This window comes from Nocardioides nitrophenolicus, from assembly GCF_016907515.1.
Lineage (GTDB): Bacteria > Actinomycetota > Actinomycetes > Propionibacteriales > Nocardioidaceae > Nocardioides > Nocardioides nitrophenolicus.
In genome coordinates this window covers 2,252,192-2,264,400 of record NZ_JAFBBY010000001.1, presented here as the reverse complement: position 1 = coordinate 2,264,400, position 12,209 = coordinate 2,252,192, and the positions used below count along the sequence as shown (strand labels likewise).

Sequence of the window (12,209 nt, the reverse complement as noted above, 5' to 3'; positions counted from 1 at the left end):
CCGCAGGCATACCGACGGGATGTCCGCTCCTTGCGCGTGCGCGCGCCGGGCATGGTTTGATAAGTGCCACCAGACGGAGAAAAATCTAGCCCGGGGTGAGGTCGTGAATCTGACACTGTCGACGCGCGAGGTCGGTGGGCGCACCGTCGTCGCCGTGGGTGGCGAGATCGACGTCTACACCGCCCCGAAGCTCCGCGACACCATCACCGAGCTCGTGGCGGGCGGCACGTACCAGATCGTCGTCGACATGCAGGCGGTCGAGTTCCTCGACTCCACGGGCCTCGGTGTCCTGGTCGGCGGCCTGAAGAAGGTCCGCGCCCACGACGGCTCGCTCGAGCTGGTCTGCAACGCCGACCGGCTGCTCAAGATCTTCAAGATCACCGGGCTGGCCAAGGTCTTCGTGATCCACGACTCGGCCGACGCCATCGTTTAATTCGCCGTCGCTTCGCTCCGGCAGGTCGCGCCGCCTTCGGCGCCGTTTCTTCCTCCCCCGCGCGCTCCCTCGTTCCTCGCTCGCTCCTCCGTGCAGAAACGGCGGGCGGCGCGACGGAGACCCCTTCCGGACCGGTGTGGCTCGCTGCGCGATCCGGCCCTCCCGCTGCTCGGCACAGACCACGCGAGTAGTCGACGAAACTCGCCGAACTCATGTGAGCCACGTCACAACCTCCATGTGTTCTGCGCCACACTCTGCGTAGACTCCGGGCACGATCTCAGACCTGGCCCCCGTGGCCGAACCTGAACCCCCCAGGAGGCAGTCGTATGCCCCGTTCGTTCGTCGTCCCGCAGGTAGCAGATGTCGAAGTCAGCGGGGGCGACCTCGCCCTCGTGGCGATCGTGGCCGCGATCGCCCTCGGCTCACTCGGCATGGCCGTGCTGTTCAGATCGGAGGTGCTGCGCGCGGGCGAGGGCACGCCGAACATGCAGCGCATCGCCCAGGCGGTCCAGGAGGGGGCGAACGCCTACCTCACCCGCCAGTTCCGGACCCTGACGATCTTCGCGGCCATCGCGTTCGTCGTCCTCCTCGCGCTCCCGGCCCACACGGCCGACGGCGCGTCGGGGCTGCAGTCGGAGTGGGCGGTGCGGATCTCCCGGTCGATCTTCTTCCTGGTGGGGGCCGGGTTCTCGGGGGCGGTGGGCTACCTCGGCATGTCGCTGGCGGTGCGCGCCAACCTGCGGGTCGCGGCCGCGGCCAACGAGCAGGGACGCGACCCGGCCATGAACATCGGGTTCCGCACCGGCGCCTTCGTCGGCATGTTCACCGTCGGGCTCGGCCTGCTGGGCGCGAGCGTCGTGGTGATGGTCTTCCAGGAGACGGCGCCGAACGTGCTCGAGGGCTTCGGCTTCGGGGCCGCGCTGCTCGCGATGTTCATGCGGGTCGGCGGCGGCATCTTCACCAAGGCCGCCGACGTCGGCGCCGACCTGGTCGGCAAGGTCGAGCAGAACATCCCCGAGGACGACCCGCGCAACGCCGCGACCATCGCCGACAACGTGGGCGACAACGTCGGCGACTGCGCCGGCATGGCGGCCGACCTGTTCGAGTCGTACGCCGTCACCCTGGTCGCGGCGCTCATCCTCGGCTCGCAGGCGTTCGGCGACAAGGGCCTGGTGTTCCCGCTGATCGTCCCGGCGATCGGCGCGCTGTCCGCGATCGCGGGCGTCTACCTCACCAAGCCGCGCGCCGGCGAGAACGGCCTGACGACGATCAACCGCTCGTTCTACATCTCCGCCGCGGTCGGCCTGGTGGCGAGCGCGATCGCCGCGTTCGTCTACCTGCCGGGCGAGTGGAGCGAGTTCGGCACCGGCGCCGACGCCGACCTGAGCCCGCAGCTGTTCGCGGCGGGCGCCGTCGCGATCGGCATCGTCCTGGCGGCGGCGATCCTCTCGCTGACCGGCTACTTCACCGGCACCGAGCACCGCCCGGTCAACGACGTCGCCCGCACCTCCCTCACCGGTCACGCCACCGTGATCCTCTCCGGCCTGTCGGTCGGTCTCGAGTCCGCCGTCTACACCGCGATCGTGATCGGCGCGGCGGTGTTCGGCGCGGCCCTCCTTGCCGGCGGTACGACGGGCCTGGCGCTGTTCGCCGTCGCCCTGGCCGGCTGCGGCCTGTTGACCACGGTCGGCGTCATCGTCGCGATGGACACCTTCGGCCCGGTCTCCGACAACGCCCAGGGCATCGCCGAGATGTCCGGCGACGTGAGCGAGGAGGGGGCCCAGATCCTCACCGAGCTGGACGCGGTCGGCAACACGACCAAGGCGATCACCAAGGGCATCGCGATCGCGACGGCCGTGCTCGCGGCGAGCGCCCTGTTCGCGTCGTACACCCAGAGCGCGTTCGCCGATGCCGGCGACGTGCTGAGCGAGGAGTTCCTGGTCTACGACGCCAAGCTGATCGTCGGCGCGCTGCTCGGTGCGGGCGTGGTGTTCCTGTTCTCCGGACTGGCGATCAACGCCGTCGGCCGGGCGGCGGGCGCGGTCGTCTTCGAGGTGCGCCGCCAGTTCCGCGAGATCCCCGGGATCATGGAGGGCACCGGGCGCCCGGAGTACGGCCGCGTGGTCGACATCGTCACCCGTGACTCGCTGCGCGAGCTGGCCACGCCCGGAATCCTGGCGATCCTGAGCCCGATCGCGGTGGGCTTCGGTCTCGGCGTCGGCCCGCTGGCGGGCTTCCTGGTCGGTGCGATCGCGTCCGGCACCCTGATGGCGGTCTTCCTCGCCAACGCCGGTGGCGCCTGGGACAACGCGAAGAAGCTGGTCGAGGACGGCCACCACGGCGGCAAGGGCTCCGAGGCGCACGCCGCCACGGTCACCGGCGACACCGTGGGCGACCCGTTCAAGGACACGGCCGGCCCCGCGATCAACCCGCTGCTCAAGGTGATGAACCTCGTGTCGCTGCTGATCGTCGGCGCCATCGTCAGCCTCTCCTACGGCGAGGACGAGAACGACCTGGTCCGGATCCTCATCGCGCTCGCCGCCGCGGCCGGCATCTTCGCGGCGGTCTACATCTCCAAGCAGCGCACCTCCGCGATCGACGACGACGCCACGGAGCCGTCGGTCGCCGGATCGGCCTGACCGGCTCGGGATGCGTCGACTCCTGACCGCGCTGGCGGCGACCCTGGTGGTCGTCGCCGGCGCGGTCCTCGTCGTCCCGGCCCCGACGAGCGCCGCCCCCGCGAGCGCCGCCACGACGTCGTACGTCGAGAGCTCGGTCGTGATCGGCACCTCGGCCCGCGGCCGCCCGATCCGCGCGTACTACCGTGGCGAGGAGGGCGCGCCGCACGTCCTGCTGGTGCTCGGCCAGATGCATGGCGACGAGAAGGACGGGATCGCCACCGCCCGCTGGATCCGCGACCACGCCCACCCGCGCCCCGGCACCGGGGTCTGGGTGGTGCCGACCATGAACCCCGACGGCAACGCGCGCGGCTCCCGCACCAACGGCCGTGGCGTCGACCTGAACCGCAACTGGCCGACCGACGGCTGGTCCGGCGCCCGCCGCGGCACCCGCTACTGGGGCGGTCCGCGACCGGCGAGCGAGCCGGAGACGAAGGCTATGATCGCCTTCCTGAGCCAGGTCCAGCCGGACCTGATCGCCTCGATCCACCAGCCGCTGCGGGCGATCGGGCGCGGCGGCCACGGGAAGTGGGAGAGGCGGCTGGCCCGGTTCCTGCACCTGCCACGCCGCTACCTCGGCGTCGGCAACCCGTCGGGAACCGACGCCCCGACCCTCACCGCCTGGTACGACGCCACCCTGGGCGAGTACGGCGCCGCCACCACCATCGAGTACGGCGCCCGCACCTCCCACCGCTACCGCACCAAGGTCGCGGGTCGCGGGATCCTGCGTGCCGCCCGCGTCCATTGACCTCGCCAGTTTCGCAACAGGCGATGGTTTCCTGAGAAGGAGGCCGGGGTAGGTCGGCGCCATGACGATGCGACGTGCTCGGGTCGGCCGGGCGATGGTCATGGCCGTGACGCTCGGCCTGATGACGCTGGCCCCGGTGGCGCACGCGGACGGCCGCGACGACCCGACTCCGGGCGTCGTCCGCCACGATCGGGTGGTCGGGCAGGCGCAGGCGGACGGGACGACGGCGTACAACGTGCCGACCGGCGGTGCCGGGCTGGGCCGGATCACCACGGCGCCCAACGGTGACCTCTGGTTCACCGAGCGCAACGCCAAGCCCGACAGCAACTCCGCGTCGGGCTGGGCCGGTCGGGTCGGGCGGCTCAAGACGAACGGCAGCTTCACCGAGTGGACGCTGTATGCCGACAACGAGTACAGCACGGTCAAGGACGTCGACGTGGCGGCCGACGGCAAGGTGTGGGTGCTCTACAACAGCGGCCGCTACGTCCTCGGCTTCTATCCGGACCAGGGCCAGACGGGCGTCACGAACCTGGAGATCTCGGCGTACCCCCGGGGCCAGCACCTGCGGATCGGACCGGACGGCGCGACCCCGTGGATCACCCTTGGCTACGACACCCACGGCGTCGCGCGGATCGTCAACGGAGCCGTCCAGGTCAGCAACAACCCGGCCTGCGAGAACGAGATCGCTCGCGGCGCGCAGGGCACCATGTGGTGCACCAAGGACGTCGAGACCAACGTCAAGCGGATCAGCCCGGACGGCACCTCGACCCAGGCCTACCCGCTGCCCCAGGACGCGACCTACCCGTACTCGCTCGCCGCCGGTGCGAACGGCGCGATCTGGTTCGGTCGCGACAACGGCGGCAGCATGTTCTACTCCCCGGGCAACGGCAGCGTCGGCTGGTTCGACCTCGGCAGCTCCGACGCGCACGTGATCCCCGTCGGCCAGAAGGTGGCGCCGCGGTCCCTGCGGCTCGGTCCCGACGGCAACATGTGGTTCGTCTCGATCGGGGTCGCGAAGGGCATCGGGCACGTCAACGCCGCCGGGATGGGCGCGGTCACCCAGGTCGGGAGCTGGCAGCCGCGCGGCCTGACCTTCGGCCCGGACGGAGCCGTCTGGTTCACCGACGACGTGAACAACGCGATCGTGCGGGTCCCGACCAGTGCCCTCCAGAGCACGAACGTCGACGTGGGCGCGGGTTCCGGGGTCCAGAGCCGGATGGTCGCGTTCAGGGTCAAGAAGAAGGGGGCGAAGCGGATCTTCGTCGGCACGGTCAGTGCCGCGTCGCCGAGCTGTGTCGCCGGCAAGGTCCAGGTCCGCCGGGCCAAGGGCAAGAAGTCCGTGCTCGTGGCGAAGGGCAAGGCCAAGGTGTCGGGCGGGTTCAAGGTGACCGTCGCGAAGTCCCGCCTGCCCAAGGGCAGGTACTTCGTGCGCGCCAAGGCCAAGGCCGGCTGCGCCGCGGTGGACTCACCGATCCGCAAGGTGCGCTGACCCCCTCAGGCCCGACCTGACCACTGAATCGACGTTCTGCGCAGGGATGTGCTCGCTCGAGAGTGCCGACCGTCGGACGGGGTAGGTGGCGCGCCCGCATGTCGTCCCGGGCGCCTCGTGCCGCGCCCCGTCCGAAGGAGCGCACCCGATGACGCGATCTGCCCCGATCCGAAGGAAGGCGGTGGCGGCGGGCGTGCTCGCGCTCGTGTGCGCCGGGCTCGGCCTACCCCCGGCAGCCGCCGCCGATGGCGGTGGCGATGGCGGCGGCGAACCGACCCGTCTCACCGTCGCGCAACGGACGGCGCCGCGGCCGGCGGCGAGGTCGGGCGCCGTCCAGGTCTTCCCGGTCCCGACCAGCGCGGCCGGGCTGGGCCGGATCACGACGGCCCCCAACGGCGACATGTGGTTCACCGAGCGTGACAAGAACCGGATCGGTCGGATCACACCCGGCGGCGTCATCACCGAGTACAACCTCCCGCCGCAGTCGAGCTCCGACAGCTGGGTGATCGACCTCGACATCGACTCGGCCGGACGGGTGTGGGTGATCTGGGACCAGGGCTGGAAGATCTCGCGGCTCTCCCCGGCGACCTTGTCCGGGACGACCTGGACCTACGACTACCCGTACGGCAGGCAGATCCGCGTGGGTCCGGGGGCGGCGTGGGCCAGCATGTCCTTCGACCAGGACGGGATCGTCCGGATCCCGCTCACCGGCGAGGCCGACTCCTGGGACGCCAACGCCCCCGAGTGCGACGGCGCGCTCGGCCGCGGTCGCGACGGCCTGATGTGGTGCCAGGACAGCGACAATCTGATCCAGGTCAACGCCGCGGGCAACGGCGGGGTGGCCTACCCGTTGCCGCCGGGCGTCAGCTATCCGTACTCGGTCGCGACCGGTCCGACCGGCAAGGTCTGGTTCGGTCGCTCCTCGTCCGGCACGTGGTTCACCTCGCCCGGCGACGGCGACGTGGGCTGGGTCGCCGACAACGGCCAGGTCGGCACCATCCGCACGGGCGACCGCACGGCGCCGCGCAGCCTGGTCACCGGCGCTGACGGGAATGTGTGGTTCACCAGCGTGGGTGCGGCCAAGGGCATCGGGCACGTGAACCCGGCCGGGGTCGGCGCGATCGTCCAGGTCGGCAACTACGCGCCGACCTCGCTCACCTACGGCGCCGACGGCGCGATCTGGTTCACCGACGAGACCAACAACTCGATCGTGCGGGTCCCGCGGGAGAGCCTGTGGGTCACCAACGTCAACGTCGGCGCCAACTCCCAGCTCATCCCGCACGCTCAGCCACCCGTGACCGCGAAGAAGAAGATCAAGGCGGACAAGAAGCGCAAGAAGGCGACGCTCACGGTCTCGTGCGGCGACGGCCTGCTCGCCTGCTCGGGGAGCGTCGTGGTCAAGGCCGGCAAGAAGAAGGTCGCTGCCGGCGGCTACGCCGTACCGGCCGGCAGCAGCGGGAAGGTGAGCGTCAAGCTCACCAAGGCCGGCCGCAAGGTGCTGGCGCGCAGCAGGGCGGTGAAGGTGAAGGTCGTGCTCACCGCGGCGACCGGCGCGCAGAGCACCAAGAAGGCCAAGCTCACCCGCTGACCGCCCGGGTCCGGCCCCAACATTGGGGTCGGACCCTGACGCGCCGGGGTCGGCGGGCTGAGGCAATGGCAGGGTGACCAGAACCCTGCGCCTCCTCGCCGTCCTCGTCGCTCTCCTTCTCGGGACCGGCCTGCTCCGACCCGCGCCCGCCTCGGCCGACGAGCCAGGAGGGTGGTACGACGGCGGGATCAAGTACACGCAGGTGGTGAACTGCTTCGGCCTGATCCAAGGGACGCCGTACGTCGAGGCCGGGGCCGGCGCCTATGCGGGCTACTGGGCCGATCCGGACAGCGGGGTGCCGGCGGTGGGACAGACCTTCTGGATCCACTACGCCTTCTACGGGATGGGCAACCCGTGCTCGGGCGGCACCTACTTCTACCCGACGATCTCGCTGCCGTCGGGCGTCACCTTCGACACCTCGCAGCAGATCCGGTGTGGGTACGACGGCAGTGGGGGCGCGGCGCCGCAGGGCAACTGCCCCGGTTGGGGGAACCTGTCGGGCGGCAGCTACTACAACAACCAGGACTCCGGGCTGTGGGGAGTGGCCCAGGGGCACCACTGGGAGTTCCAGTTCCCGGTGAAGGCGACCCAGCCGCTGTCGGGCGCGACCCTGCAGATCGCGGTCAAGACGATCGACGGCAACAACGACGCCACGCTCAACCTGCAGGCGCCGATCTACGTCTTCGGGCCCGGTGGCACCGGGCAGCCGGGCTCGCCGCACCAGGTGCTCTACGACACCCCGTCGACGGTGACCTCGGCGGTCGGCGGCGACAACAGCACGCCCACGCGGTACGGCTTCTACTCCTCCTTCCAGGCGATCACCAACAACACCTCCGGCACCATGGGCGTGCAGCTCAGCCAGGACCAGGTGACCGGCTGGACCAAGGGGATCGCCTGCGGCTCGGCGGCGTGCGGCTCTCACGCGGCGACCTACTTGTGGACAGACTGGGACGAGCCGGAGTTCCCAGCCCTCGCCCCGGGCGCGACCTACTACTGGCGCGGCTTCTTCACGCCGACCGGCGGCAGCCCGACGTACGGCGCCTGGCAGTCGTTCACCGTCGGGGCCTCCGGCAGCGGCGCGTCGGCGGGCACCGGGCCGCTCGGCAGCACGGGGGGTGGCGCGCCGGGTGGACTGTCGGGCAGCAGCTCGCTCGGCGGCGCGATCACGGCGATCAAGGCCAGCGCGACGGTGAAGGCGAAGCCGAAGGGCAAGCTGCGCGCCGGCAAGCGGGGCAAGCTGAAGGTGAGCGTGACCTCGGCGCGCGGCGCGACCGGCACCGTGACCGTCACCGAGAAGGGCAAGGTCGTCGGCACCGGCACCCTCGCCGGCGGGACGGTCGTCGTGCGCCTGAAGAAGCTCAAGGCCGGCAAGCACAAGCTGGTCGTGAGCTACGCCGGCGACGCGGCGGTCCTTCCCGCCGGCGGCAAGGTGAAGGTCACCGTCCGCTAGGCGGGATCGGGGCAGGGTCAGGCGAGCCCGTCGAACGGGCGGACCTCGACCGTGCCCCGACACGCCCGCGACGCCTCCGCGGCCAGCCGCAGCGCCACGTCGAGGTCGGGCACCTCGATCACCCAGAAGCCGGCGATCGCCTCCTTGGTCTCCAGGTACGGCCCGTCGGTCATCACCGGCGCCTCGCCCTGCCCGTCGACCACGGTGGCGGTGGTCGCGGGGGCGAGGCCGCCGGCGAAGACCCAGTAGCCGTCGGCCTTGAGCCGGTCGTTGAAGGCGCCCGTCTCGGCGAAGGACTGCTCCATCTCCTCCGCGGATCCATAGCCGTGGAACTCGTCGGTCTGCTCGATGGGGCCGTGCACCGACATCAGGTACGTCGTCATCTCGTCACTCCTCGTTCCGGCCGGTCCCGATGACCTGCCTGTGCCCTCACCACGAACGCCACCACACCGATCCGACAGCCGCCAGCCCGGAATCTCCGCGGGTCTTTCTCGGCGCCGACTGTCGTATCGGCGCGACCGCGCTCGTCGTGTGGGCAGAGGCAGGCCTCCCGGCCCGCCGCCACACCACGAGGAGCAGCGATGTCCACCACCCTTCAGCACCCCGCCACCGCCACCGTCGACGACACCGTCACCGCCCGGCGTACCGTCTGGAAGCACGGCGTCGCCGCGGCCGTGGGCGCGGCCGCCACCACCAGCGTCCTGGCCGCGCTCGCGTCGGCGGCCGGTGTCTCCTTCGCCGACCAGAGCGGTGCGTCGATCCCGATCCTCGGGTTCACCCAGCTGACGCTGGTGTTCTCGCTGATCGGCGTCGGCCTGGCGGCCGTCCTCGCCCGCCGGGCGCGCCGCCCGCGGTCGACCTTCGTGCGGGTGACGGTCGCGCTCACCGTGCTCTCGCTCGTGCCGGACGCGACCTTCGGGTTCGACCTCGCCTCGGCGCTGTGCCTGATGGCGCTGCATCTGACCGCCGCGGCGATCGTGATCCCGGTGCTGGCGGGGCGTCTCGATCGACGTTCCGCGAAGGCTGAGTGAGCCGGAGGTTTGCCGCGGCTCTCGTCGGGGACGAGGGCCCTGGCGACAGTCGGTCGAGGTGAGGTGGGGTTCGGTGGGCAAGCGGTTCATGTCTCTCGGGATGCTGGGAGCGGTGCTGACGCTGGTGCTCGGCTCGGCTCGGTCGCGACCGCGCCCCCGGCCCTCGCCGGCAGCGCCGGTTACGTCCTGGCCGCCTCCTGGGACGCCGTCGCCGACGACGACGTGGCGGTCGCCCCCGACGGCACGCTGTGGTCGGTCGACGGCCACTCGACGGTCAACCACTTCTCCGCGTCGGGCGGCCTGCTGGGCTCCTTCACGCCGAGCGGTCTGAGCCACGTGCAGTCCGTCGAGGTCGGACCGGACGGGACGCTCTACCTCACCGACGCCGACACCGGCAGCCCCTCGGTGGTCGCGTACACCGCCGCCGGCAACCCCACCGGACGCAGCTACACCCTCTCCGACGAGGCCGTCGCGCTCGGCGTCGCGATCGCCCCGACGGGGGAGGTGCTGGTCACCAACGCCAGCACCGATCGGGTCGAGGTGTTCTCCGCCTCCGGCGCCTGGCTGCGCAACATCGGCTCCTCGGGAGCGGGCCCGGGCCAGCTGGACCGGCCCGACGACGTGGTCGTCGCCGCCGACGGCAGCGTCTATGTCGCCGACTACTGGAATCACCGGGTCCAGCGGTTCAACCTGGCCGGCGCCTACCTCGGTGGATTCGGACAGCCCGGCCAGAACCCCGGGCAGCTCGATGTGCCGTACGCCGTCGACCTCACGCCGCAGGGCAACGTCGTGGTGTTCGACAAGTACGCGCTCACCGAGTTCACGCCGTCCGGCGGCCTCGTCTCGCGCACCAACCACGGTCTGAGTCTGCTGTGGGACTACCAGGGCATGTCGATCGACGCGGCCGGAACCGTCTACACCACCCGGCTGAGCGGCCTGGCCCGGTTCGTCCCCGCCGGGGCCGGCGCCCCGGCCGGTACGGCGACGGTGAAGGCGCCCAAGAAGGGCGTGCGGGTCGTCAAGAAGAAGGTGCGGCTCACGGTCACCTGCCTCAGCGCCACCCCGTGCTCGGGCGTCCTGAGCCTGGCCGTCAAGGGCAAGCCGATCGCCAAGTCCACGGCCTATCTCGTCCCGGCGGGCGGCCGGGCGAAGGTCAAGGTCACGCTCACCACGAAGGGCCTGAAGGTGATCCGCAAGAAGCCGGTCACCAAGGCGCTCGCGACCGTGACGGGAGGTGCGACGAAGGTCAAGATCCGCCGCTGAGCCCCGCCGACTAGCGTTGTCCCGTGCTGCCGCTCTCCCTCGCCGCCCCGCTGCGCGACGCCCTGCTCGCCGCCGACTTCACCTACGACGCGGTCAGCGAGCTGCTCGGCCCGGAGGCCCACCAGGCGCTCTCGCGCAACGAGACCACGCCCGGCCGCCGGCGTACGACGGACGGGAGTCCGCTGGCCACGCTGGTGCGGCTGTTCCTGCTCCAGACCTCGGTGTCGGTCGACGAGGCCGAGCGCGCGCTGCCGGGCCTGGTCGACAGGCTGGCCAACGCGGGGGCGCTGGCGCAGAGCGTCGGTGAGGTGGCCGCGCGGCTGGACGTGCGGCCCTACGCCAGCGAGGAGGGCGACCTGTGGGTCGTCAGCGACCTGACGCCCGGGCTCGACGGGATCGCGACGCGGGTCACCGGCGACTACGTGCTCGGGATCAGCCCGGCGTCGTCCAGCCTGGCCCAGCTGACCCTCCGCCACGACGTCGGCACCGCGCTTGACCTCGGCACCGGCTGCGGCGTCCAGGCCCTCCACCTGGCCACCCACAGCGACCGGGTGGTGGCGACCGACGTCAACCAGCGAGCGCTGGCGATGGCGCGGTTCAACGCGGCGCTCAACGACGTGGACGACAAGATCGACGTCCGCGACGGCTCGTTCTTCGCGCCGGTGGCCGGCGAGCGGTTCGACCTGATCGCGACCAATCCGCCGTTCGTGATCTCGCCGGCGACCGGCGAGCGGCTGGTCTACCGCGACTCGGGGCTGCCCGGCGACCAGGTCGTCGAGCACATCGTGCGCACCGCGCCCGACCACCTCACCGACGGCGGCTGGTGCCAGGTGCTCGCCAACTGGGTGATCGACCGCGACCGGCCCTGGGACGAGCGGCTGGCGACCTGGCTGCCCGACGAGTGCGACGCGCTGGTGGTGCAGCGCGAGGTGCTCGACCCGGCGTCGTACGTCGAGCTCTGGCTCAAGGATGCCGGCCACCACCCGGCGACGGGTGGCGACCCGGCGTCGTACGCCCACCGCTACGACACCTGGCTGTCCTGGCTCGAGGAGCAGGGGGTCGGCGGCATCGGGTTCGGCTGGGTCAACCTGCGCCGCCGGGCGGGCGCGGCTCCAGGCACGCTGACCCGGGACCTCCTGGAGTGGCCCTACGACGTCGAGCAGCCGATCGCGCCGGCCATCGGGGCCTGGGCGGACTCCGCGCGGGCCGCGGGCGCGCTGGACGCCGACACCCGGCTGGTGATCCGCGAGGACGTGATCCAGGAGACCAGCGGTCCGGTCGGCGCCGAGGACCCGGCGGCGATCGTGCTGCGCCAGCAGCGCGGCTTCCGGCGCGCCCGCCAGGTCGACACCGTGGTCGCCGCCGTGGCGGGCGCCTGCGACGGCGAGCTGCCGCTCGGTCAGCTCGTCGACGCGGTGGGTCACCTGCTGGAGCGGGACCCGGCCAGCCTGCGCGAGGTCTACCTGCCCGAGCTGGCCGAGCTGGTCGCCGAGGGCTTCCTGAGCCCGGCGGACTCGTAGGCTGGTCCC

Annotated in this window: 10 protein-coding genes; 9 read left to right on the top strand and 1 reads right to left on the bottom strand. The window is 71.7% G+C overall.

Annotation, left to right across the window (positions count from 1 at the left end):
• Positions 1 to 103 precede the first annotated feature (103 nt).
• The 6 genes from JOD66_RS11120 (at position 104) to JOD66_RS29465 (ending at position 8,386) form a co-directional block, all read left to right on the top strand.
• Positions 104 to 433 (top strand): STAS domain-containing protein, encoded by a 330-nt coding sequence (locus JOD66_RS11120; protein ID WP_204836911.1) that lies wholly within the window; start codon positions 104 to 106, stop codon positions 431 to 433.
• Between the two features lie 326 nt (positions 434 to 759).
• The gene (locus tag JOD66_RS11115) at positions 760 to 3,072 is read left to right on the top strand and encodes a sodium-translocating pyrophosphatase (protein WP_204836910.1); all 2,313 of its coding nucleotides are present in this window, start codon (positions 760 to 762) and stop codon (positions 3,070 to 3,072) included.
• 10 nt (positions 3,073 to 3,082) lie between these two features.
• Complete coding sequence (locus JOD66_RS11110) at positions 3,083 to 3,859, top strand: M14 family zinc carboxypeptidase (RefSeq protein ID WP_204836909.1); 777 nt, start codon at positions 3,083 to 3,085, stop codon at positions 3,857 to 3,859.
• 61 nt (positions 3,860 to 3,920) lie between these two features.
• Positions 3,921 to 5,348: a Vgb family protein gene (locus JOD66_RS11105; RefSeq protein ID WP_204836908.1), complete on the top strand. Its 1,428-nt coding sequence runs from the start codon at positions 3,921 to 3,923 to the stop codon at positions 5,346 to 5,348.
• Positions 5,349 to 5,496: 148 nt separating this feature from the next.
• The gene (locus JOD66_RS11100; protein ID WP_204836907.1) at positions 5,497 to 6,936 is read left to right on the top strand and encodes a Vgb family protein; all 1,440 of its coding nucleotides are present in this window, start codon (positions 5,497 to 5,499) and stop codon (positions 6,934 to 6,936) included.
• A gap of 73 nt (positions 6,937 to 7,009) precedes the next feature.
• On the top strand, positions 7,010 to 8,386 hold the full coding sequence (locus JOD66_RS29465) for an Ig-like domain-containing protein (RefSeq protein ID WP_204836906.1): 1,377 nt from the start codon (positions 7,010 to 7,012) through the stop codon (positions 8,384 to 8,386).
• A 17-nt stretch (positions 8,387 to 8,403) separates the two neighbouring features.
• Here the strand turns inward: JOD66_RS29465 and JOD66_RS11090 are convergent, their stop codons facing one another.
• On the bottom strand, positions 8,404 to 8,769 hold the full coding sequence (locus JOD66_RS11090) for a YciI family protein (protein ID WP_204836905.1): 366 nt from the start codon (positions 8,767 to 8,769) through the stop codon (positions 8,404 to 8,406).
• A gap of 198 nt (positions 8,770 to 8,967) precedes the next feature.
• On the opposite strand from JOD66_RS11090, the gene JOD66_RS11085 reads away from it, so the two are divergent.
• The 3 genes from JOD66_RS11085 to JOD66_RS11075 all read left to right on the top strand — a co-directional run bounded on the left by JOD66_RS11085 (position 8,968) and on the right by JOD66_RS11075 (position 12,200).
• Complete coding sequence (locus JOD66_RS11085; RefSeq protein WP_204836904.1) at positions 8,968 to 9,417, top strand: DUF6069 family protein; 450 nt, start codon at positions 8,968 to 8,970, stop codon at positions 9,415 to 9,417.
• Positions 9,418 to 9,639: 222 nt separating this feature from the next.
• Entirely contained in the window at positions 9,640 to 10,680 is a 1,041-nt protein-coding gene (locus JOD66_RS11080) for an NHL repeat-containing protein (RefSeq protein ID WP_204836903.1), read from the top strand.
• 23 nt (positions 10,681 to 10,703) lie between these two features.
• Positions 10,704 to 12,200: a DUF7059 domain-containing protein gene (locus JOD66_RS11075; protein WP_204836902.1), complete on the top strand. Its 1,497-nt coding sequence runs from the start codon at positions 10,704 to 10,706 to the stop codon at positions 12,198 to 12,200.
• Positions 12,201 to 12,209: the final 9 nt, after the last annotated feature.

Bases quoted from the DNA above. Each gene is read 5' to 3' on its own strand.
- JOD66_RS11115 (WP_204836910.1), top strand. From the start codon at position 760: ATGCCCCGTTCGTTCGTCGTCCCGCAGGTAGCAGATGTCGAAGTCAGC.
- JOD66_RS11110 (WP_204836909.1), top strand. From the start codon at position 3,083: ATGCGTCGACTCCTGACCGCGCTGGCGGCGACCCTGGTGGTCGTCGCC.
- JOD66_RS11105 (WP_204836908.1), top strand. From the start codon at position 3,921: ATGACGATGCGACGTGCTCGGGTCGGCCGGGCGATGGTCATGGCCGTG.
- JOD66_RS11100 (WP_204836907.1), top strand. From the start codon at position 5,497: ATGACGCGATCTGCCCCGATCCGAAGGAAGGCGGTGGCGGCGGGCGTG.
- JOD66_RS11090 (WP_204836905.1), bottom strand. From the start codon at position 8,769: ATGACGACGTACCTGATGTCGGTGCACGGCCCCATCGAGCAGACCGAC.
- JOD66_RS11085 (WP_204836904.1), top strand. From the start codon at position 8,968: ATGTCCACCACCCTTCAGCACCCCGCCACCGCCACCGTCGACGACACC.